19 protein-coding genes and 2 pseudogenes are annotated in these 22,672 nt (G+C 64.5%); 10 read left to right on the top strand and 11 right to left on the bottom strand.

Annotated elements, in window-relative coordinates:
• Positions 1–507 precede the first annotated feature (507 nt).
• From LE197_RS09630 to LE197_RS09620, 3 genes are read left to right on the top strand one after another with little or no spacing between them, the layout of a single operon-like run.
• On the top strand, positions 508–1,128 hold the full coding sequence (locus tag LE197_RS09630; RefSeq protein WP_023109203.1) for a paraquat-inducible protein A: 621 nt from the start codon (positions 508–510) through the stop codon (positions 1,126–1,128).
• Positions 1,121–3,424: a PqiB family protein gene (locus LE197_RS09625; protein ID WP_023109202.1), complete on the top strand. Its 2,304-nt coding sequence runs from the start codon at positions 1,121–1,123 to the stop codon at positions 3,422–3,424. Before LE197_RS09630 ends, LE197_RS09625 begins: the two co-directional genes overlap by 8 nt.
• A 58-nt stretch (positions 3,425–3,482) precedes the next feature.
• Complete coding sequence (locus tag LE197_RS09620) at positions 3,483–3,986, top strand: hypothetical protein (RefSeq protein WP_003089145.1); 504 nt, start codon at positions 3,483–3,485, stop codon at positions 3,984–3,986.
• Between the two features lie 65 nt (positions 3,987–4,051).
• Here LE197_RS09620 and LE197_RS09615 read toward each other — a convergent pair whose 3' ends face one another.
• On the bottom strand, positions 4,052–6,004 hold the full coding sequence (locus tag LE197_RS09615; protein ID WP_023109201.1) for a sigma-54-dependent Fis family transcriptional regulator: 1,953 nt from the start codon (positions 6,002–6,004) through the stop codon (positions 4,052–4,054).
• Between the two features lie 196 nt (positions 6,005–6,200).
• On the opposite strand from LE197_RS09615, the gene LE197_RS09610 reads away from it, so the two are divergent.
• From LE197_RS09610 to LE197_RS09580, 7 genes are all read left to right on the top strand, one after another.
• Positions 6,201–7,256, top strand: coding sequence for a phosphotransferase family protein (locus tag LE197_RS09610; protein WP_016253453.1), 1,056 nt, complete (start codon positions 6,201–6,203; stop codon positions 7,254–7,256).
• Positions 7,253–7,609 (top strand): DUF6285 domain-containing protein, encoded by a 357-nt coding sequence (locus LE197_RS09605; RefSeq protein WP_003089151.1) that lies wholly within the window; start codon positions 7,253–7,255, stop codon positions 7,607–7,609. Before LE197_RS09610 ends, LE197_RS09605 begins: the two co-directional genes overlap by 4 nt.
• 50 nt (positions 7,610–7,659) lie before the next feature.
• The gene (locus LE197_RS09600; RefSeq protein WP_003123439.1) at positions 7,660–8,832 is read left to right on the top strand and encodes an acyl-CoA dehydrogenase family protein; all 1,173 of its coding nucleotides are present in this window, start codon (positions 7,660–7,662) and stop codon (positions 8,830–8,832) included.
• On the top strand, positions 8,832–9,599 hold the full coding sequence (locus LE197_RS09595; RefSeq protein ID WP_003123438.1) for an SDR family NAD(P)-dependent oxidoreductase: 768 nt from the start codon (positions 8,832–8,834) through the stop codon (positions 9,597–9,599). The genes LE197_RS09600 and LE197_RS09595 overlap by 1 nt, the downstream gene beginning before the upstream one ends.
• 86 nt (positions 9,600–9,685) lie before the next feature.
• Positions 9,686–11,332 carry an acyl-CoA synthetase gene (locus LE197_RS09590; protein WP_011666659.1) on the top strand — a complete coding sequence of 549 codons (1,647 nt, stop codon included), beginning with the start codon at positions 9,686–9,688 and terminating at the stop codon, positions 11,330–11,332.
• A gap of 56 nt (positions 11,333–11,388) precedes the next feature.
• Positions 11,389–11,712: a DUF485 domain-containing protein gene (locus tag LE197_RS09585; RefSeq protein ID WP_003089157.1), complete on the top strand. Its 324-nt coding sequence runs from the start codon at positions 11,389–11,391 to the stop codon at positions 11,710–11,712.
• Entirely contained in the window at positions 11,709–13,367 is a 1,659-nt protein-coding gene (locus tag LE197_RS09580) for a cation acetate symporter (protein WP_023109200.1), read from the top strand. The genes LE197_RS09585 and LE197_RS09580 overlap by 4 nt, the downstream gene beginning before the upstream one ends.
• Before the next feature lie 303 nt (positions 13,368–13,670).
• On the opposite strand, the gene LE197_RS09575 is transcribed toward LE197_RS09580, so the two are convergent.
• The 10 genes and pseudogenes from LE197_RS09575 to LE197_RS09530 all read right to left on the bottom strand — a co-directional run bounded on the left by LE197_RS09575 (position 13,671) and on the right by LE197_RS09530 (position 22,656).
• On the bottom strand, positions 13,671–14,591 hold the full coding sequence (locus LE197_RS09575) for an NAD(P)-dependent oxidoreductase (protein ID WP_003122778.1): 921 nt from the start codon (positions 14,589–14,591) through the stop codon (positions 13,671–13,673).
• Between the two features lie 88 nt (positions 14,592–14,679).
• Positions 14,680–15,933: an aspartate aminotransferase family protein gene (locus LE197_RS09570; RefSeq protein WP_012614185.1), complete on the bottom strand. Its 1,254-nt coding sequence runs from the start codon at positions 15,931–15,933 to the stop codon at positions 14,680–14,682.
• A gap of 45 nt (positions 15,934–15,978) precedes the next feature.
• Positions 15,979–17,403, bottom strand: coding sequence for a gamma-aminobutyraldehyde dehydrogenase (locus LE197_RS09565; RefSeq protein WP_021205588.1), 1,425 nt, complete (start codon positions 17,401–17,403; stop codon positions 15,979–15,981).
• A 78-nt stretch (positions 17,404–17,481) separates the two neighbouring features.
• Positions 17,482–17,898: pseudogene (locus LE197_RS37075) on the bottom strand (amino acid permease); the annotation flags it as partial.
• A 24-nt stretch (positions 17,899–17,922) separates the two neighbouring features.
• A complete protein-coding gene (locus LE197_RS09555) occupies positions 17,923–18,192 on the bottom strand; it encodes a hypothetical protein (RefSeq protein WP_003458515.1) in 270 nt (89 codons plus the stop codon).
• Positions 18,182–19,813: an IS66 family transposase gene (tnpC, locus tag LE197_RS09550; protein ID WP_004423346.1), complete on the bottom strand. Its 1,632-nt coding sequence runs from the start codon at positions 19,811–19,813 to the stop codon at positions 18,182–18,184. Before tnpC ends, LE197_RS09555 begins: the two co-directional genes overlap by 11 nt.
• A 28-nt stretch (positions 19,814–19,841) precedes the next feature.
• Positions 19,842–20,186 (bottom strand): IS66 family insertion sequence element accessory protein TnpB, encoded by a 345-nt coding sequence (tnpB, locus tag LE197_RS09545; protein WP_004423345.1) that lies wholly within the window; start codon positions 20,184–20,186, stop codon positions 19,842–19,844.
• On the bottom strand, positions 20,183–20,473 hold the full coding sequence (gene tnpA / locus LE197_RS09540; protein WP_004423344.1) for an IS66 family insertion sequence element accessory protein TnpA: 291 nt from the start codon (positions 20,471–20,473) through the stop codon (positions 20,183–20,185). Before tnpA ends, tnpB begins: the two co-directional genes overlap by 4 nt.
• 68 nt (positions 20,474–20,541) lie before the next feature.
• Positions 20,542–21,486, bottom strand: a pseudogene (locus LE197_RS09535) (APC family permease); the annotation flags it as partial.
• Between the two features lie 12 nt (positions 21,487–21,498).
• Positions 21,499–22,656 (bottom strand): iron-containing alcohol dehydrogenase, encoded by a 1,158-nt coding sequence (locus tag LE197_RS09530; protein ID WP_003144185.1) that lies wholly within the window; start codon positions 22,654–22,656, stop codon positions 21,499–21,501.
• Positions 22,657–22,672 lie beyond the last annotated feature (16 nt).

Below are 22,672 nucleotides of genomic sequence, written 5' to 3'. Positions count from 1 at the left end.
CTATCGTCCCATGCCTGGACGCGGAAAAGCCGCTTCTCGGTGTCGAGGGATTCTCGGCCGATACCGCCACTTGCATCGGCATGAGACAGGAGGCGCGCCACAATCTCTTCGGGGGTCCTTCCTTCCGTGGCGAATGCCATGATGCCTCCCTGGCAGGATCGCCGCTTGGCTCCGTATAGCGCGATGGAGAAAAACACATGAGACAATATTGACTCATGTGAACTATATAAGCATCATGCGATCCCAGCGCTCGATCATCGTCCAAGCGGCATGAATAGCGAGTCCGGCCCAGCCTGGCCAGATCGAGCCGAGCGGACAACTGATGCGCATGAGTGGCCGAACCCATGCCATCGCTGTAACGCCCCGGACAGAATCGTCTTCCGACGGCAGCCTCCCCCGACAGGTGGTTTCCCCGTGCCCATTCCCTGCCGGGCAAGGCACAGGTTGGCCGCCGCGCTGGACGACGACAAACCATCACCGTCCCGGCAGAGATCCTGGAGAACGACAATGCGTGCGATCGATGCCGGCATTCTGGTCTGCGGCGAGTGCCACCAGTTGAATCGCGCCGACGGGGACGAGCATCCGCGTTGCAGTCGCTGCGGCGCGAAGCTGCATCCTCGGCGGCCGAACAGCATTGCCCGTACCTGGGCGTTGCTGATCTCGGCGATGATTCTCTACGTTCCCGCCAACCTGTTGCCGATCATGACCGTCAACATGCTCGGCAAGGGCTCCCCGGCGACCATCATGGGCGGGGTCGTGACCCTGATCCAGGCCGACATGTTTCCCATCGCCCTGGTGGTGTTCGTCGCCAGTATCGTCGTCCCCACCTTCAAGCTGGTCGGCATCGCCCTGCTGCTCTATTCGGTGCAGCGGCACCAGCCGATGTCGGCCCGCCAGCGAATCATGATGTACCGCTTCATCGAATGGGTCGGGCGCTGGTCGATGCTCGATATCTTCGTCATCGCCATCCTCGTGGCGCTGGTCAATTTCGGCAACCTGGCGAGCATCGAGGCCAATCTCGGCGCCGCCGCCTTCGCCAGCGTGGTGGTGCTCACCATGCTCGCCGCCGTGACGTTCGACCCCCGGCTTATCTGGGACAACACCAATCTGGACGACGAGAATGAGTGATTTGCCAAGCCCGAAGAAACACAAGACCTCGAACTGGTCGGCGATCTGGGTGCTGCCGCTGGTGGCCCTGGCTATCGGGGCCTGGCTGGGCTGGCGCGCCTACGACCAGGCAGGGGTGCTGATCCAGGTGCGCTTCGAGAGCAGCGATGGCATCCAGGCGAAGAAGACCGAGGTGCTGTACAAGGGCATCGCGGTCGGCAAGGTCGTCGCGCTGGATGTCAGCGAAGATATCAAGGGCGTGGTGGCTACCATCGAAATGGACAAGGAGGCGCGCCAGTACCTGAGCAAGGGTACCCGCTTCTGGCTGGTCAAGCCGCGGGTTTCCCTGGCTGGCGTCACCGGCCTGGAAACCCTGGTCTCCGGCGTCTACATCGCGGTCGATCCGGTGAAGGGCGAGAAGGAAGAACGCTACTTCACCGCGTTGAAGGAGCCGCCACCCCTTTCCGACAAGCTGCCCGGCCTGCACCTGACCCTCAAGGCCGATCGCCTGGGCTCCCTGGAGCAGGGCAGCCCGGTGTTCTACCGGCAGATCCAGGTCGGCCAGGTGAAGAGCTTCCAGTTGGGCGATGACCAGAGGACCATCGAGATCAAGGTGCACATCGAGCCGGCCTACGCCGACCTGGTGCGCAAGCACACGCGATTCTGGAACGCCAGCGGCATCTCCATTTCCGGCGGCCTGTCCGGCTTCAAGGTGCGTAGCGAATCGTTGCTGACCCTGGCGGCCGGCGGCATCGCTTTCGCTACTTCCGATAGTCGAGGCGACAGCCCGCCGACCGATCCGAGCAAGCCGTTCCGTCTGTACGACGACTACGACGCGGCCCAGGCCGGTCTGCGCGTGAAGCTGAAGATGAACGACGTCAGTGGTATCGATCCGGGCCGCACCCCGGTGATGTTCAACGGCGTGCAGGTCGGCCTGGTCAAGTCGATCGACATGGGCAAGGACTACAGCAGCGCCACTGCCGACCTGGCGATGGATCCGCGGGTCGAGGACATGCTGCTGGAAGGCACCGAATTCTGGACCGTCAAGCCAAGCATCTCCCTGGCCGGCATCACCGGCCTCGAGGCCCTGGTGAAAGGTAACTACATCGACGTGCGCTTCGCCAAGAGCGGCGCGCCGAGTCGCGAGTTCACCATCCGCCCGAAAGCGCCGCCGCTGAACACCGACGCGCCCGGCCTGCACCTGGTGCTGACCAGCGACAAGCTCGGCTCGATCGATATCGGCGCGCCGATCCTCTACCGCCAGGTCCGCGTCGGCAGCGTGCAGAGCTACCAGCTGTCGCGCGACCGCCAGCGAGTGGTGGTGGGTGTGCACATCGAGCCGGAGTACGCGCACCTGGTGAATACCTCGACGCGCTTCTGGAACTCCAGCGGGATCACCCTGACCGGCAACCTCAGCGGCGTGCAGGTGAAGAGCGAGTCGCTACAGACCCTGATCACCGGCGGGATTTCCTTCGACACCCTCGATCCGAAGGCGCCGACCGTGACCAAGGTGCGTCGCTTCACCCTCTTCGACAGCGAGGAGGCGGCGATGGCCCGTGGCGTGGAAATCCAGCTGAGCATCGACAATGCCGACGGCCTGCGCGAAGGCACGCCGATCCGCTTCAAGGGCCTGGACATCGGCAAGATCGAAAGCGTCGAGCTGAACCCGGACCTCTCCGGGGTACTGATGAAGGCCCGCCTGACTTCCGCCGGCGAGCGCGTCGCCCGCAGCGGAACCCGCTTCTGGGTGGTGCGTCCGGCGCTCGGCCTGCTGCGTACCGAGAACCTCGGAACCCTGGTCAGCGGCCCCTACATCGAGGCGCTGCCGTCGAGCACGCCGGGCGAGCGCCAGGCACGCTTCCAGACTCTCGCCGAAGCGCCCAACCTGCTGGGCCGGGAAAGCGGCCTGCGGCTGACCCTCAGTGCGCCGCGCAAGGGCTCGATCAAGCCGGGCAACCTGGTGACCTACCGGCAGATCCCGGTGGGCAAGGTCGTCGACCTGGCCTTGGGCGAACAGGCCGACCGGGTGCTGATCAGCATCCTCATCGAACCGCGCTACGTACCGCTGGTGCGTACCGGCAGCCGTTTCTGGAATGCCAGCGGCTTCGGCGTCGACGCCAGCCTGTTCAAAGGCCTGTCGCTACGCACCGAGTCGATGGAGGCGCTGATGGAGGGCGGCATTGCCTTCGCCACCCCGAACAATGCGCAGATGGGCGAGCCCGCCAAGCCGGGGCAGACCTTCGCCCTGTTCGATTCGGCCAATGACGAATGGCTGGAGTGGGCGCCCAGGATCGCCCTGAGGAGCGGGGCCCGTTGATGTCGCATCGCACCGCGGCAGCATGAATCCATTCGATCAACCCAGAAGGAGAACGCCGATGTCCAGGCGCTTGCTTTTCGTGGCCACCCTGGTCGCGACCCTTTCCCTTGCCGCTCATGCCGACGAACCCCTGCCATCGGTCGAGCAGGTGATGAACGAGCACAAGGAAAAGATCAGGAACCAGCTGGAAACCATCAACTACAAGCGCAAACGGATGGTCGAGGCAAACATGGCGCTGGACGGCACCGAAGCCGAGACGTTCTGGCCGATCTATTCACGCTACCGAGGCGAGACGGACAGCCTGCACAAGGAGACATTCCAGCTCCTGCTCGAATATGCCCGCGCCTATGGTTCCGGCAGCATTACCGACGCGGAAGCTTCGAGGATGGTCGACCTCTATCGGGGATTGCAGGAGAAACAGCTGGCCGTGCTGCACCGGTACGTGCAGGAAGTGGCCGAGAAGATGTCACCTCGGCGGGCCATGCGCTTCCTGCAGATCGAAGCGCAACTGGACGCGCTGGAGGCGTTGCAGATCGGCAAGCAGGTTCCGCTGATCAATTGAGTTTCACGGCACCGGCCGCGTCCATGCCTGGGCGAGTTCCGCATCGCCCAGGCGCATCGTTTTGCTCAGCGTGCCGAACGAAGCCGCCGCCACAGCGTGGTCCGGCTGATCCCGAGCCGACGCGCAGCCTCGTCAAGGCTGCCCTGGCAGCTGTCCAGCGTCTCCTGTATGTAGCGCAACTGCGCGGTTTTGCCGATGGCGTGCAAATCCTTTGTGCGCGATGGCTCTTTCCGGGACCTGGGCTGAGGCTGGCCTTCGAATAGCTCGGGCAGCACGCGAGCCAGGTAATGCTCATCCACGCCGTGCTCATGGAAGATTTCGCTGGCGGAGAGCATCGCCCGTTCGATGACATTCTCCAGTTCCCTGACGTTTCCGGGCCAGGAATGGCGGACGAGGTAGGGTAGCAGGAGCGTCGTTATGCCTGCGGCACCCGGTGGCTGGCCCTGGACCAGCAGGCGCTGGCTGATTCCCTGGCAAATCAGAGGGATGTCCTCGGGCCGCTCGCGCAGGGGCGTGGTCTGCAAGCGCAGGATATTCAGCCGGTAATACAGGTCGGTGCGAAACTCGCGATCCTTCATGGCGCCCCCCAGGTCCTTGTGGGTGGCGGCGACGATGCGCACGTCGATGGAGATCGGCTCGGTGCCGCCCAGGCGCAAGACCTCTCGCTCCTGCAATACACGAAGGAGGCGAGTCTGCAGCGACACAGGCATGTCGCCGATCTCGTCGAGGAACAGCGTGCCACGGTGCGCCGCCTCGAACAGGCCGGGCTTGCCGCCTTTGCGCGAACCGCTGAAGGCGCCTTCCTCGTAGCCGAACAGTTCGCTTTCCAGTAGCGACTCGGGAAACGCCGCGCAGTTGATGGCGACGAAAGGCCCGTGCCGGCGAGGGCTCTCGTTATGGATCCCTTGGGCGAGCAGTTCCTTGCCGGTGCCGCTTTCGCCAGTGATCAGGATGGTCGAATGGCTGGCGGCAAAGCGCTTGGCCAGTTGCAACATCTCACGGTTGGCCTTGCTCGCGCCGTTGAGTTGTTCGAGCCGGTAACGCGCGGTGAAGGCACCTGGACGGCGAGTGGAGCGGATGCGTTGATCCGCGCGCTGCACGGCGGTGATGTCCTGGCAGGTGAGCACCAGGCCGGTACGCTCGCCATTCTCCAGGATCGGCAGGAGATTGCTGACCACGGCGTGCGAGCCCAGCCGGATCACCCGGTTTTCCTCGCCACCGCCATCCTCTAGCGCCTGCTGCAGGTCAAGCTCCGGGCATAGCTGCTGTAACGGTCGACCCAGAGCCGAGCTGACCGGCAACTCCAGCAACTGGGCAAGGGCAGGGTTGAGCGATTGCACCACACCCTGGTTGTCGACCGCTGCCACACCGCTTGGAATGTGTTGCAGCACCGCGTCCAGATGCCGCCGCTTGGCGATCTCCAGGCGCTGGCTGTCGAGGACTCCCATGGCTTCCTCGAGCGCCTTGCGCGCAGTGTCTTCGCTCAGCGACAGCACGCCGTGCAGGCCTGCCTGTTCCGCCAGCTCCACCACCGTCGACGAACCGATGATGCTGCGGCAACCCAGGCGGGATACCTCCAGGACAGCCTGGCGAGCCTCTTCCAGGGTGGTGTAGGCGACCTGGTGAACCTGCACCGTGAACAGCGTTCGCATGGCTTGCAGGTCCCGGTCGATGCGGTTGTAGCTGAGCAGGGCGACATGGGAGGAGTGTTCGCGGGCTTGCTCCAGCGCACGCAACAGGTCTCCGCCGCCAACGCGCATCGTCAGAACCGGACGTGCCAGGTGTCTACGCAGGTAGGCGGCAGTGGCGCCAGCACAGACGAACACGTCGGCCTTGCCGCGCTGTTCGAGATCGCGGGCGGTTTGCAGGGCTTCGGATACCGAGGTGTCGAGCACCTCGATATGGACGTCCGGGTAGCCCGCCGCCAGGCCGGCCACCAGGCTGGCGAGGCGACTGCGCTGCCGAGGTCGTTGAAGGTGACTGACCAGCACGACGACCTGGGAAAGGGGAGGACGCATGTCGAGACCTGTTCAGGATTGAATTGTTTCGATACTGAATCAGTTCGTTGCAAAAGTGAAACCCGGATTGCTTCGTCGAGCGCCATGGAAAAACCTGGCGCCAGAGAGAGCGCGGGTTACAGGCATATCCCGAAAATTGGCCCAGGCGTTGCTAAAGCTGTCTGACAACATGACTACAGGCAGGCCCTACAACCCCATGAGCACTCCTCCTACGACCGTACGGGACGGCGAGACATTCGTGGCCCCGGACGACCAGCCACTGGTCGAGTTCATCCGCGAGCACGCCGCAGCGAAGCGGGTGGTCATCCAGGCACGCCAGCGCCTGAGCGGCGGCGCCATCCAGGAAAACTGGCTGCTGGACCTGCTGATCGAAGGCGGCCCCTGGGCTGGCGCCCGGCGTTGGGTGCTGCGCAGCGATGCGCTTTCCGCGCTACCCGCCAGCCTTGACCGAGAACAGGAGTTCGCGGTGCTGCAAGTGGTTCATCAGGCCGGTGTGAAAGTACCGCGCCCGCTGTGGCTGTGCCGCGATATGCGCGTGCATGGGCGGGTGTTCTTCCTGATGGAGTACGTGCCGGGTGTCGCCGCCGGTCGCTTGCTCAGCGCTGGCGCCGGCACCCAGGGCCGGGCGCAGCTGGCGGCGCAGCTTGGCGCCAACCTGGCGCGCCTGCATCAGGTTCGCCCGCCGTGCGCCGCGCTGGATTTCCTGCCGATGCCAACCCGCTCACCGGCCTTGGCGACCATCGACGCCTATCGCCACTACCTCGACACCCTCGCCGATGCCTATCCGGTGCTGGAGTGGGGCCTGCGCTGGTGCGAGCTGCACGCACCGCGCAACAGCATCCTGTGTCTGTTGCACCGTGACTACCGCACCGGCAACTACCTGGCCAGCGAACAGGGACTCGAAGCCGTACTCGACTGGGAGTTCACCGGCTGGGGCGACCCTTGCGAGGACCTCGGCTGGTTCACCGCCCGCTGCTGGCGCTTCACCCGCCCAGACCTCGAGGCCGGCGGTATCGGCCAACTGGAGGACTTCCTGGGGGGCTACCACGAGGTGTCTCCGCTGCGTATCGAGCGCAGCCAACTGCACTACTGGCAGGTCATGGCCACCCTGCGCTGGGCGGTGATCGCCCTGCAGCAAGGCCAGCGCCACCTGTCCGGCGAAGAGCCGTCCATTGAGCTGGCACTGACCGCACGACTGCTGCCGGAGCTTGAGCTCGACATCCTGCACATGACCGGAGCCGAAGCGCCATGACCCAGCCCGATGCCCATGAACTGCTCGACATCGCTCGCTCGACGCTTCTGGAGCAACTGCTGCCAGCGCTGCCCGGCGAGCTGCGTTACCCGGCCCTGATGATCGCCAATGCCATGGCCATCGCAGCCCGCGAAAGCCGCCTGGGGGCTCTGGCCGAGGACCAGGAGCGGACACGTCTGGCCGCCTTGGTCGACGAGGCGCCCGCAGCCTTGCCCGACCTGCGCCGCCAACTGGCACGGGCCATTCGCCTGGGCAGCCATGACGCCCCGCAAAACCATAGAACCCTGGTCGAGACATTGCGCCAGGTCACCCTCGCCCGATTGGCCATCAGCAATCCCAAGGCCTTGCCCTGAACGGCGTCAGCCATCTCATTCCCGACAGACAAGCACCCAGAAGGACAACCATGAACTTCACCCTCCCGGACGAACTGCTCGCCTTGCAGGCCAAGACCCGAGACTTCATCGCCGAACAGGTCATCCCGCTCGAGAACGACCCCCGCCAGGACAGCCACGGCCCCAGCGACGCCCTGCGCCAGGACCTGGTGGCCCGCGCCCGCGCGGCCGGCTTGCTGACGCCCCACGCCAGCCGCGAAATGGGTGGCCTGGCGCTGAGCCACGTGGCCAAGGCGATCGTCTTCGAAGAGGCCGGCTACTCGCCGCTGGGCCCGGTGGCGCTGAACATCCATGCCCCGGACGAAGGCAACATCCACCTGATGGACGTGGTCGCCACCGAGGCGCAGAAAGACCGCTGGTTGCGCCCGCTGGTCCAGGGCCATGCCCGTTCCTGCTTCGCCATGACCGAGCCTGCGCCAGGCTCCGGCTCGGACCCTTCGATGCTGCGCACCACCGCCACCCGCGATGGCGACGACTACCTGATCAATGGCCGCAAGTGGCTGATCACCGGCGCAGAAGGCGCCGACTTCGGCATCGTCATGGCGCGCATGGAGGATGGTACGGCGACCATGTTCCTGACCGACATGAAACGCGACGGCATCATCCATGAGCGTCAGCTGGACTCGCTGGACAGCTGCTTCACCGGTGGCCACGGGCAGCTGCGTTTCGACAACCTGCGTATTCCGGCGAGCGATGTGCTCGGCGAGATCGGCAAGGGGTTCCGGTATGCCCAGGTGCGCCTGGCGCCGGCGCGGCTCACCCACTGCATGCGCTGGCTGGGCGCCGCGCGTCGCGCCCACGACATCGCCTGCGACTATGCGCGCACCCGCGACGCCTTCGGCAAGCCGCTGGGCGAGCACCAGGGTGTGGGCTTCATGCTGGCCGACAACATGATGGACCTGCATGTGGTGCGCCTGGCGGTGTGGCACTGCGCCTGGGTGCTCGACCAGGGCCGGCGGGCCAATGTCGACTCCAGCATGGCCAAGGTGATCAGCGCCGAGGCGTTGTGGCGGGTGGTCGATCGTTGCGTCCAGGTACTGGGCGGGCGCGGGGTGACCGGAGACACCGTGGTGGAGCGGATCTTCCGCGACATTCGCCCGTTCCGCATCTATGACGGCCCGAGCGAGGTGCACCGCATGAGCCTGGCGAAGAAACTGCTCGACCAGCGCCTGGAGGCCCGCTGATGCAGCCGAACCTGACCCGACTGTTCGCCCTCGACGGGCGCCGCGCCCTGGTGACCGGAGCCTCCAGCGGCCTGGGCCGCCACTTCGCCATGACCCTGGCCGCCGCAGGCGCCGAGGTGGTGGTGACTGCCAGGCGCCAGGCGCCGCTGCAGGCACTGGTGGAGGCCATCGAGGTGGCGGGAGGGCGGGCGCAGGCCTTTGCCCTCGATGTGACCTGCCGTGAGGATATCTGCCGGGTGCTCGATGCCGCCGGCCCGCTGGATGTGCTGGTCAACAATGCGGGGGTGAGCGACAGCCAGCCCTTGCTGGCCTGCGACGATCAAAGCTGGGACCGCGTGCTCGACACCAACCTCAAGGGCGCCTGGGCGGTGGCCCAGGAAAGCGCCAGGCGCATGGTCGCGGCGGGGAAGGGCGGCAGCCTGATCAATGTCACTTCGATCCTCGCCAGCCGTGTGGCCGGCGCCGTCGGCCCCTACCTGGCGGCCAAGGCCGGCCTGGCCCACCTGACCCGCGCCATGGCGCTGGAGTTGGCGCGCCATGGCATCCGGGTGAACGCCCTGGCGCCCGGCTACGTGATGACCGACCTGAACGAGGCCTTCCTGGCCAGCGAGGCCGGCGACAAGTTGCGCTCGCGTATCCCCAGCCGCCGCTTCAGCGTGCCGGCGGACCTGGACGGCGCCTTGCTGCTGCTCGCCAGCGATGCCGGGCGGGCCATGAGCGGCGCCGAGATCGTGGTCGATGGCGGCCACCTGTGCAGCAGCCTGTAACGCGCCCTGGCGCAATAACAACAAGAACAGGAGGTATGTATGTGCGTGCAAGACCCGAGCAATGTGTCGATGAGGTGGCTGCCATGATGGTTCCGACCCTCGAGCACGAGCTTGCTCCCAACGAAGCCAACCATGTCCCGCTGTCGCCGCTGTCGTTCCTCAAGCGTGCCGCGCAGGTGTACCCGCAGCGCGATGCGGTGGTCTATGGCGCAAGGCGCTACAGCTACCGCCAGTTGCACGAGCGCAGTTGCGCCCTGGCCAGTGCCCTGGAGCGGGTCGGCGTACAAGCGGGCGAGCGGGTGGCGATACTGGCGCCGAATATCCCGGAAATGCTCGAGGCCCACTATGGCGTACCCGGTGCCGGGGCGGTGCTGGTATGCATCAACATTCGCCTGGAGGCACGCAGCATCGCCTTCATCCTGCGCCACTGCGCGGCCAGGGTGCTGATCTGCGACCGTGAGTTCGGTGCCGTGGCCCAGCAGGCGCTGGCCATGCTCGATGCGCCGCCCTTGCTGGTGGGCATCGACGATGATCAGGCCGAGCGAGCCGACCTCGCCCACGACCTGGACTATGAGGCGTTTCTGGCCCAGGGCGACCCGGGGCGGCCGCTGAGTGCGCCGCAGAACGAATGGCAGTCGATCGCCATCAACTACACCTCCGGCACCACGGGGGATCCCAAGGGCGTGGTCCTGCATCACCGCGGCGCCTACCTCAACGCCTGCGCCGGCGCGCTGATCTTCCAGTTGGGGCCGCGCAGCGTCTACCTGTGGACCTTGCCGATGTTCCACTGCAACGGCTGGAGCCATACCTGGGCGGTGACGCTGTCCGGTGGCACGCACGTATGCCTGCGCAAGGTCCAGCCAGATGCGATCCACGCCGCCATTGCCGAGCATGCGGTGACCCACCTGAGCGCCGCGCCGGTGGTGATGTCGATGCTGATCCATGCCGAGCATGCCAGCGTCCCTGCCGTGCCGGTATCGGTGATCACCGGCGGCGCCGCGCCGCCCAGCGCGGTCATCGCCGCCATGGAAGCACGCGGCTTCAGCATCACCCACGCCTACGGCATGACCGAAAGCTACGGCCCCAGCACCCTGTGCCTGTGGCAGCCGGGGGTCGACGAATTGCCGCTGGAGGCCCGGGCCCAGTTCATGAGCCGCCAGGGCGTCGCCCACCCGATGCTCGAGGAGGCCACGGTGCTGGATACCGACACCGGCCGTCCGGTCCCGGCCGACGGCCGCACCCTTGGCGAACTGGTAGTGCGGGGCAACACCGTGATGAAAGGCTACCTGCACAACCCCGAGGCCACCCGTGCCGCGTTGGCCGACGGCTGGTTGCACACCGGCGACCTGGCCGTGCTGCACCCGGACGGCTACGTGGAAATCAAGGACCGGGCCAAGGACATCATCATTTCCGGCGGCGAGAACATCAGCTCGCTGGAGATCGAGGAAGTGCTCTACCAGCACCCCGAGGTGGTCGAGGCCGCGGTGGTGGCGCGCCCGGATTCGCGCTGGGGCGAGACACCCCACGCGTTCGTCGCCTTGCGGGCGGATGCCTTACCCAGAACCACGGGTGACGATCTGGTCCGCTGGTGCCGCGAGCGCCTGGCGCACTTCAAGGCACCGCGGCATGTGACGCTTACCGAACTGCCCAAGACCGCCACCGGCAAGATCCAGAAGTTCGTCCTGCGCGAGTGGGCCCGGCAGGAGGAGGAGGCCGGCGACGCCGGCCGCTGATGGCGCTGCCGCACCCGCATATTCCATAACAATAACTAGGTTGCCCGAGGTGTCCCATGTCCAGCCTGCTATACGCGCGTATCCGCGCCAGTGCCCGGTTCCAGCAACTGGTGGCGCGCCGAAACCGTTTCACCCTGAGCCTGCTCCTGCTGATCCTGGCCACGTTCCACGGCTACATCGCGCTGGTATCGTTCTGCCCCGAGCTGATTGCCAGGCGTCTGGCGCAGGGCTCGAACATGACCTTCGGCGTCGCGGCCGGCGTGTTCCTGTTCGTGTTCTTCTGTGCCTTGTCGGCGCTCTATGTGTACCGCGCCAACGGTGAATTCGATCGCCTGACCCAGGCTCTGGTCGCTGGGCTGGAAGAGGAGCAGGGCGCATGAAGAAGCTCCTTCCCCTGGCGTTGTCGCTGCACTCCGGCCTGCTGTTGGCCTCGCCCGCGTTGGACGCTGGCCAGCGCCAGCCGCTCAACCTGCATGCCATCGGCATGTTCATGGTGTTCGTGCTGTTCACCCTGTGCATCACCTGGTGGGCGGCGCGACGGACCCATTCGACGGCGGATTTCTATAGCGCCGGTGGCGGTATCCGGGGCTGGCAGAACGGCCTGGCGCTGGCCGGCGACTACATGTCCGCCTCCACGCTGCTGGGAATCACCGCGCTCATCTACAGCTCCGGGATGGATGGCTACATCTATCTCATCGCCTTCTTCGCGGGCTGGCCGGTACTGCTGCTATTGATGACCGAGCGGCTGCGCAACCTGGGCCGCGTCACCTTCGCCGACATCACCTCGTACCGTCTCGACCAGGGCAAGGTGCGCACCATGGCCGCCATCGGATCGCTGACCGTGGTGTGTTTCTACCTGGTGGCGCAGATGGTCGGGGCCGGGCAGTTGATCAGGCTGCTGTTCGGCCTGGACTACCAGATCGCCCTGGTGATCGTCGGTGCGCTGATGATGCTGTATGTGACCTTCGGCGGTATGGTGGCAACCACCTGGGTGCAGATCGTCAAGGCATTCCTGCTGCTGGTCGGCGGCTCGCTGGTGCTGTTCCTGGCGATGCGCGAATTCGACTTCAGCTATGACAGGCTGGTCAGCCAGGCGATGGATAGCCATGCCCTGGGCGAACGCCTGCTGGCCCCTGGTGGCTTGCTGGCCGACCCGTTGACCGCGCTATCGCTGAGCCTGGGGCTGGTGTTCGGCACCGCCGGGCTGCCGCACATCCTGATGCGTTTCTTCACCGTCGGCGATGCCCGGGAGGCGCGCAAGTCGGTGCTCTACGCCACCGGGTTCATCGGCTACTTCTTCAATGTCATTTTCCTGCTGGGCCTGGCGTCGATCGTGATCGTCAGCCAGCAGCCCCGGTTCTTCGAGGGCGGGGAAGCGGGAGGCAAGCTGCTGGGCGGGGGCAACATGGTGGTCATGCACCTGGCCCAGGCAGTGGGTGGCAACCTGCTGCTGGGCTTCCTCTCCGCCGTGACCTTCGCCACCATCCTGGCCGTGGTGTCAGGCCTGGCCCTGGCCGGGGCGTCCGCCATCGCCCATGACCTGTATGCGCGGGTGATCATGAAGGGCGCGGCCAGCGAGGCGCAGGAGCTGCGGGTAACCAAGCTGGCAACCCTGGGCCTTGGCTTGGTGGCGATAGCCCTGGGCATCGTGTTCGAGAACATCAACGTGGCCTTCATGGTCGCCCTGGCCTTTGGCATCGCCGCTTCGGCCAACTTCCCGGTGCTGTTCCTGTCGATGTTCTGGTCGGGGCTGACCACCCGTGGCGCGTTGGCCGGTGGCTACGTCGGGTTGCTCAGCGCCATGGGCTTCGTGGTTTTCTCCAGGCTGGTGTGGGTGGATGTGTTGCACTTCGCCGAGCCGCTGTTCCCCTATACCCAGCCTGCGCTGTTCTCCATGCCGTTGGCGTTCCTGGTGGCGTATGGCGTTTCCCGCCTGGACCGGACCAAGCGGGCCATGGCTGAAAGGGAAGCCTTCGCCGACCAGTACGTACGAGGCCAGACCGGCCTTGGCGCCAGCGGAGCCATAGACCACTGAGGCGCACACGGTCGCTGTCGAACGGGTGGCAGCGACCGCATGGCAGGCTTCGAGGCTGTCTGTCGCCCGAGGCCTGGCTAGTGCCCCCGGAAGATGTCTCCGATACCGACGGTGGGGTAGTGCTCCATGCGCTGAGCCGTCCCGCGGTTGACGACGGAAGGCTTCGAAAACAGTGCACTCAGGAAGATGACCAGTACAAGGACAGCCAGTAGAAAACCGAATCGGCGCATATGATTCTCCAGCGATTTTTTATAGTTGTTGTCTTCGGGCGCTATCCACGCGGACCTTAGAAGCGCAGCGCAGTCACTGTCCCGCCGCGCTTGCGGTGTCGCATTCGCGGGCGAACAGGCGGGTGACGGCTACGATGTCCTGGTCGCCATAGCCCATGGCTGCCGCGCGTTGCACGGCCTGGCACAGCGCGTCGAAGACCGGCGTCCAGGCCCCTTGTGCGTGCAGGGCTCCGGCGATATGGGCGAAGGCCTGGGCATGCACATCGAGCCTCGCCTGATCGCCTGCGAAATCCTGCGCTTCCAGCCGACGGACCGCTTCCTCGAGTGCATCGGCGACGAAAAAGCGCGACGTGTCGAGCATGAGCCGAGCGGTCTTCGAAGGCGGCAGGCCGAAGTGGACACCAGCCCCCACGGCCTCGAAGAAAGCCACCATCGCGGCAAACGCATGCGCGTGGAGCACGGTGGCGAAGGCCAATGCTTCGTCCCAGGGGAGGAACGTCGTATGACCGGCAAGCCCCTCAAGCAGCGCCCGATGCCGTTCGAAGGCCTCAGGATCACCGGTATGAATGCTGTGGCTTTCGCGACGACCAACGTTGCGCGGGTAGGCCACGATCATCCCTTTGACGTAATGGCCGCCCGCGCGGTTGACGAGACTCTGAAGCGCCAGGCCCTCGTCCCGGGCGTTGGTCGTGTAATCGACGATCGTACGGTTGGCCAGCGCCTGCATCACACCTGGCATCCCGAGCACCTCGTGGGTCGCCTGGTTGTCCAGGAGCACGAAGATCGTGGCCGGGCTTGCAGCCAGCGCGGCTTCGGCGCTCTCGCACAGGTGAGCGCCAGCGGCGACGAGCGCCGCGGCCTTGCCGGGTGAGCGGTTCCAGATCGCCACGCGCCTGCCTTGCCTGAGCAACGCTTGGGCCATGATGGTTCCCATGGCTCCGAGCCCGATCACGGACACTTCGAACTCGAAGCTTTCATCATTGTGTTCACGCACGCTCGAGGTCTCCTGATTATTGTTCTGGCTGATGTCCAACAGGTCTCCGGCCTGCGCTTCAACACAGGCCGAAGGGTGACCGTGGCAGCTATTCTCCCAGCGCTGCCGCGACCGATTCGCCGAAGGCCCTGAGGCCGCCTTCGAGTTGGTCGGTCGGAGTGTTCAGCGGTGGCATCAGCTTGATGATTTCGCCATTCGGGCCGCAGCGGTCGACCAGCACGCCCGCTTGCAGCACGCGCTGCTGGGCGTCCTTGGCGACCTCGACGTTGCCGCGGCCGAAATCGATGCCGGCGATCATGCCGCGACAACGCGCGGACGCGACGCCTGGAATTTCCGCAAAGCCGGCAACTGCGCGCTCCATGGCCGCGCAGTTGTCGGCCAGCAATTTCAGGAACTGCTCATCGTGCCAATAGCTGAGCGCGATGCGGGCGGTCAGGAACGCCAACTGGTTGCCGCGGAAGGTGCCGATGTGATCGCCCGGTTGCCATACATCCAGCCCGGCACGAAGCAACACGATCGCCATCGGCAGGCCGAAGCCGCCGATCGATTTGGCGCAGGTGATCAGGTCCGGCACCACCCCGGAGCGCTCGAAGCCGAAGAAGTCGCCGGTGCGACCGCAACCGGCCTGGATCTCGTCGCAGATAAGCAGCACGCCGTGGTCGGTGGTCCACTTGCGCAAGCGTTGCAGCCATTGGTTGGAAGCCGGGTAGACGCCGGCCTGGATCTGCACCGACTCGACGATCACCGCCGCCGGCAGCTCCGAGCCGCTGCCCTGGTCGTTGGCCAGGCGCTCGAGGAAGCCAATGCTGTCGAATTCGCCATAGGGGCTGTCTTCGTAGGGCACGAACACCACGTCGGTGGAAAGCCCGGGGCCACGGCGAGTGCGGTTGCCGGTGACGGCCAGGGCGCCGGCGGTCATGCCGTGGTAAGCCCCGTAGAACGATACGACCTTGGTACGCCCGGTCGCCTTGCGCGCCAGCTTCAACGCCGCCTCGACGGCGTCGGCACCGGTCGGGCCGGTGAACTGGACCTTGTAGTCCCAGCCGCGTGGCTTGAACAGGTCGCGCTCGATCGCTTCCAGGAACTGGCGCTTGGTGGTGGTGTGCAGGTCGAGGGCGTGGGTCACGCCGTTGGCCGACAGATACGCGATCAGCGCATCGCGCATGCGCGGGTCGTTGTGGCCATAGTTCAGGGCGCCGGCGCCGGCGAAGAAGTCCAGGTATTCGCGGCCATCTTCGCCGCGGATCCTGCTGCCTTGGGCGGTATCGAACACCAGGGGCAAGTCGCGGCAGTACATCCGCACGTTGGACTCGAGCCTTTCGAACGTCTCGATGTTGTTCATGCAAACCTCTTGAAAAATGATCTGGGTAGTCCGGGGTGTGGGCGGTCAGTGCTTGAACATCACGTGGCGCACCACGGTGTAGTCTTCCAGGCCGTACATCGACAGGTCCTTGCCGTAGCCGGACAGCTTGACCCCGCCGTGGGGCATTTCGCTGACCAGCATGAAGTGGGTGTTGACCCAGGTGCAGCCGTATTGCAGGCGGGCGGCCAGGCGATGAGCGCGCCCAACATCGGCGGTCCATACCGAAGACGCCAGGCCGTAATCGGAGTCGTTCGCCCAAGCCAGCGCCTGGGCTTCATCCTCGAACGACGAGACGGTCACCACCGGGCCGAAGATCTCGCGGCGCACCACCTCATCCTCCTGCGTAGCGCCGGCCAGGACCGTCGGCTCGAAGAAGAAGCCGGCACCCTCGGCGCGCTTGCCGCCGGTGACCACTTCGATGTGCGGCAACTCCCTGGCCCGGTTCACGAACCCCTCGACACGCTCCAGATGCTCCTTGGTGATCAGCGGTCCCATCTCGGTCGCCGGATCGTCCGGCAGCCCGCACCGGATGTTGGATACGGCCTCGCCGAGCTTGCGAACGAACTCCTGGTAGACCCCTTTCTGCACATAGAGGCGGCACGCGGCGGTACAGTCCTGGCCGGCGTTGTAGAAGCCGAAGGCGCGGATGCCTTCGACGGCGGCATCGATGTCGGCATCGTCGAAGATCAGTACAGGAGCCTTGCCCCCCAACTCCATGTGCATGCGTTTCACGCTCTCGGCCGTACCTTCGATGATCCGGCTGCCGGTGCGCACGGAGCCGGTCAGCGACACCATGCGCACCTGGGCATGGCTGGTCAGCGGCTCACCCACCGAGGCACCTCGACCGTGGACGATGTTGACCACGCCGGCGGGGAAGATCTCGGCAAGCAGCTCGCCCAGTTTCAAGGTACTCAGCGGCGTGTGCTCCGACGGTTTCAGCACCACGGTGTTGCCGCCGGCCAATGCCGGGCCGAGTTTCCACGCTGCCATCAACAACGGATAGTTCCACGGCGCGATGGAGGCGACCACGCCCACCGCGTCGCGGCGGATCATCGAGGTATGCCCCGCGACGTACTCTCCCGCCGCCGAGCCCTGCAGGCAGCGCACGGCGCCGGCGAAGAAACGGAACACGTCCGATACGGCGGGCAGTTCGTCCAGCAGCACGGCGTTGAAAGGCTTGCCGCAGTTGTCCGCCTCCAGGCGAGCGAACACGTGCGCCTGGGCATCGATGCGCTCGGCAAGCTTGAGCAGCAGGGCCGCGCGATCCTTGGGCGGCGTTTGCGACCAGGCGTCGAAGGCCGCATCCGCGCTCTGCACCGCGGCATGGACCTGGGCGCCGCTGGCCTCGGTAATTCGCACCAGGACGTTGCCTTGGGACGGGTTGTACACCGCGTGGCTCTCGCCTTCGCCGGCCACCAGGGCACCATTGATCAGAAGTTTGGTTTGCATATCGATTCTCGCCATTGAAGGGCAGGCTCGAAGCCGGCCTTGTGGTTGTTGTCAGAGCGTTCGATAGAAGGGTGGTCACTACGCCAGCGCGTCGGGCACCGGGTTGCGGAAGAAGCTGGTCCGGCAAGCGAGATAGACCGCCCCCAGGCCCAGCCAGCTACAGCCCATGATCAGCGCGTCTTTATCCAGGCTGACCAGCATCCACCCGGCCGTGACCAGGCCAACGAGCGGGCAGAGCACCCCGCGCAACAAGCCCGCCCCGTCTCCGAGGCGGGTATCGAAGGAGAGCCGCAACGCGCAAAGGTTGACTGCGCTGAAGGCGAGAAACGCGCCGAAATTGACCAGGGACGTCGCGGTGGCGATCGTCAGGGCAAAACCCGCGCAGCCGAAAATGCCGCAGAGCAGAATGTTGAAGGCCGGGGTCTTGTAGCGAGGATGCAGGACACCGAACAGCTTGCGCGGCAGTTGGTTGTCCCGCCCCAGGGCGTACGTAAGCGTTCATTCCACGACGTACTGGACTTACTTTACGTCCCGAAGGGGCCTTAGCAATTCCGGTGAGACCTTGTACTGTTTCGTGCCGTTCTCGGCCAGGACGATCACGCTCTTGCGGTTGATCTTGGTGACGATCCCCATAGTCAAGCCAGTTCGGCTTTCGAAGGTCACCTTCAGCCCCACGTGCAGCCGACTCAGCGCCTGCAGGTTTTCTTGATCTTGCAGTTCATCAATGCGCCGGCAGATCATTCGGTTCAGCTCCAATAGCTGATCGATGCTCATGTCTTCAATGCGCATGGAGGGTGCCCTTTGGCTGTGCGGTCTGTCGATCAGAATGGCGCGGATCGATCAGCGAGCGTAACGGATTATCGGCGAACCGGGTCTTCCAGAGCCGAGGCGTCAGGTCAGCGACCTTGCTGGCCGGGTGCTGACTGATGCGCTGCAGCACGTCCACCAGATAGGTGTACGGGTTGATGTCGTGCAGTTTGCACGTAGTGATCAGGCTCTGGATGATGCCCACGTGTTCCGCGCCGAGTTCAGTCCAGCAGAACAGCCAGTTCTTGCGTCCCATGGGAATGGGGCGCAGGGCCCGTTCCAGGTGGTTGGTGTCTGGCTGGACGTCTGGGTCTTCCAGGAAGACGGTCAGGCTGGCTTCACGGCTGAGCACGTAGTTCAGTGCTTTGGTCAATAAATCACTGGGCAGCAGACCGCCCTGTGCCAGTTGATCCCGGCACCATTGGAAGAAGTCGCTGACCACCGGCTTTGAGTGGAGCAGCCGGTACTGGCGTTTCTTTTCGCCGGTCAGTTGCTGGACGCGGATCTCTTCTTCGTTGGTGTATAGCTTGGCAATCTGCTGAAGGGCTTCGGTGGCAGTTATCGGGTGGTCCTTCTGCGCCTCAATGAAGTAACGACGACTGTGCACCCAGCACTGCGCGTGGATGATGTTCTGCTGTGCGGCGGCATAGCGGGCATAAGCAGCATAGCCGTCACTGATCAGAGTTCCGCTGAACTGTTCGTTCAGTACCTGCTCGATATGGGCTCGGCCTCGACTGTTCGAGTAAGTGAACACCACTTCATCGGCATCGCCGTATAACGGCCAGAACCAGCCGGATTTCATCTTGCCTTTTTGTGGGCCTGCCCGACCCTGGTGGCCAGCTTTAATCGGCGTCTCATCCATCGCCAACACCCGGCTGCGCAGAACATTGTCGGTCTGGGCATCCACGATCGGCCGCAGCAGATCAATAGATCGCTTGATCAGATTGGTGAGGGTGCTGCGGCTGAGGGTAATACCCGCTTGCTGGATGCGTTGGTGTTGGCGATACAGCGGTAGGTGAAACTGGAACTTGTCGACCATCAGACCCGCCAACAAGCTGACGTCGGCCAGGCTGTTGTCCAGTACGTTGGACGGGGCCGGCGTGGTCACGGGCTTGTCGCTGCCCTTGCGCCGAAATACGGGGCGTTCCACTTGCAACACCACGTAACTGGACGTCCGCTGGGCCAGCCGATAGGTCGTTTTGGTGCCAAGGATGTCGTACTGGTCGGCGTCGGGGCCGCTTAGCTCCGGCGGCAGGTGTTCAACAACTTCCACTGGCACGTCCGCTGTAAAACGCAGACCCGTATCGTTCAGGCAGTCGTCGTCCCGCTGTTTCTTTCCGGTGCCTCGCTGATAAGCCCGAACCGGGCGTTTCTCCGCATCGAGAGGCTTCTCCGGGCTAGCCGCATCATTCGATTGGAACAGGCCGCCCTGCTCCGGGAGGTCATACACCTGCTTCTCGGACTTGGGGCCGAACAGCTGCTTCTTGAACCAGTCCAACTGCCGCTGCATGACCTGTAGCTGCTCACGCAACAGGGCATTCTCCTCGGCCAGTACCGAGTAGGAAGGGGCGTTGGAATAGGACGCGGAAGCCATTGAATTCATGGCCGATATTATACCGGAACACAACCCGCTACGTGCCCCGAAAACGCTTGAACTGACGGTACTTTTGCACCTCGATACCGTCAATCAGCAACTGGAGATCAGTCAGGTTTAAGGGGCGCTGTCCCGAAGAAGACGGCCGTACCCGGAACTGCCCCTGCTCCAGTCGCTTGGCCCACAGGCAGTAGCCCGTGGGCGTGAAATACAACATCTTCATTTGGGTCTTGCGACGGTTAACGAAGACAAAATACTGCCCGCTGAGCGGATCTTGCTTGAGTTGATTGCGGACCAGAGCGCTCAGCCCCCGGAAGGATTTACGCATATCCGTGGGCTCGGTGCACAGCCAGATCCGGGCCTGGCTATCCAGACCGATCATCTGATCTGGCTCAGCCTTAGCTCAACACCATTACCCAGGCTCAGCACGATATTCCAGCCGCTTCCGGGAGAGGCCGAGTCATCCATCAGCGATGACAGATCCAGGAAGCTGGCATAACCAGAATCCGCAGCCTCACCGACCGGCTGACTCAACAGGCGCTTGCGCCAACTACAGAAGCTGGCATAACCGAGTTTGTGCTCCTTGCAGAACTGCGTGGCCGACAGGCCGCTGTCACGCTGCTGACCGATTAGGACTTGCCACTGTTCTGCGGTGCGGTGTTTTCTCATGGAAATAACCTCGCGTTGTTGAATGCGAGGTCACTCTAGGGCGGAAGTCAGCGGGATGGCAGGATGTCTTGGAATGAACGCTTACGGGCGTACAGCAGCCGGCCCACGCTGGCCTGGAACGACATGCCTGCGGCGAAGTGGGCGATGATGATCCCCGCCAGGACCACGGCGAAGAACAGGTCGCCGCCGATCATGCGGGCGATCTCGAAGGCGGCGCCGTCCACATGCTCGAAGGCGGGGGAGGGGTGCGCCAGGTACATGAAGTACGACGAGCCGACGTAGACCGAACCGCCGATCAATGCGACCAGCAGGATCGCGCGCGGCAGTGTCCGGCCCGGGTCGCGGGTCTCCTCGCTGAGCGTGGACAGCGCGTCGAAGCCCAGGAACGAGTACGCGGCAATGGCAGCGCCGGCCATGCTGGTGGCGAAGGACACGTCCGGGTTAAAGAACGGCTTGGCCGACAGCAGCCCGCCAGGGCCGTTGGCCGCGACGATGTAGTGCACGCACAGGCCGATGAACACGACGATGATGGCCAGCTGCGCGACCATCAACAGCACGTTGAAGCGGTTGGCGACCTGGATGCCCAGGATATTAAGCAGCGAGGTGGAGACGATGAAGCCGATGATCCACACCCATTGCGGCACCTCTGGAAAGGCCATGTTGAGGTAGCTGGCGCCGAGCAGCCAGATCAGCATCGGGATGAAGAAGTAATCGAGCAGGGCGGCCCAGCCCACCATGAAGCCGAGGTTCGCGCTAAGCATCTTGCGAGTATAGGTGTAGGCCGAACCGGCGACCGGGAACACCCTGACCAGCCGGCCATAGCTCAAGGCCGTGAACACCACGCCGATTGCCGCGATCAGGTAGGCCATCGCAGTGGTGTTGCCGCTGGCCTGCGTGATCACGCCATAGGTGCCGAACACGATCAACGGAGCGAGGAACGCCAGACCGAACAGCAGAACGGAAAACGGACCCAGCGTGCGCTTCAATGAAGCGCCGGCGATTGATTCGCTCATGACTGGCCTCCTTCACGCTACGTAGTGGTAAGCGGCGGCGACGATTTCACGGTAGGTTTCCACCGTCATTTGCTTGGCATTGCTGCCGTCGGAGAAATTCTTCTTCGACTTTTCGGCGATGCTCAGGAAGTCTTCCTCGCGCACGCCTTTCACCTCGGCGAAGCGGGGGATGCCCAGGTCCTTGCTCATCTGGAACAGGTAGCCAACGGCGGCCTCGGCGGCCTCGGCCGGCGAGAGGTTGGGGTCGATACCCAATGCGTAGGCGACCTGCGCGTGGCGGGTGATGTCGGCGTCGCGGTTATGGCCGAACACGAAGGGCAGGAAGATCGCGTTGCCCACGCCGTGTGGCGTGTCGTACATGCCACCGATGGCTTCGGAAATGCAGTGCACGCTGCCGACGTCCGCGTTACCGAAGGCCATGCCGGCGATCAGGCTGGCCACCAGCATTTGCTCACGTGCATGCAGGTTGCCCGGCTCCAGTACGGCGGGCCTGAGGTATTGGCTGATCAGGCGGATGGCATGCAGCGCCAGCCCGTCGCTGATCGGATTCGACACACGGCAGGTGTAGGCTTCGATGGCGTGGGTGAGGGCATCCATGCCGGTTGCGGCGGCAATCGATGCAGGCAGCGTGTCGAGAATGCGGGAGTCGAGCAATGCCAGAACGGGGCCCACCCGGTAGTCCTGGACGCTCATCTTGAAATGCCGGGCGGTATCGGTGATCACCGAGAAACAGGTCACTTCGCTGCCGGTTCCGGCGGTGGTCGGGATGGCGACGATAGGCGGGATGGCGTGCCTGAGGGTGAAAGAGCCCTCGTAGTCTTCGATCCGGCCCTCGTGGGTCAGCAGCAGACTGATCGCCTTGGCCGCGTCCATCGCGCTGCCGCCGCCGATGGCCAGCAGGCCTTGGATACCTTTGCCGCGATACAGCTGCGCCGCCTGGTTGATGTCTTCGCTGCGAGGGTTTGCCTTGACCTCCGATATCTCGTCGAACGCGATCTCCCACTCATTCAGGCTGGCATACACGCCATTCAACAGGCCTGCGGCCTTTACCCCGGCGTCCGTCACGATCAGCACATGCGCCATGCCGAGTTCCCGCAGGTATTCGCCGGTGCGCTCACGCAGGTCGGGTCCCATCACGACTTTGGCGGGGAGTAAGAACTTGAATTCCATACGTACCTCTTGCTCG

This window comes from Pseudomonas sp. PS1(2021) (assembly GCF_020405165.1).
Classification (GTDB): Bacteria; Pseudomonadota; Gammaproteobacteria; order Pseudomonadales; family Pseudomonadaceae; genus Pseudomonas; species Pseudomonas aeruginosa.
This window is presented reverse-complemented; position numbering and strand designations above follow the sequence as displayed.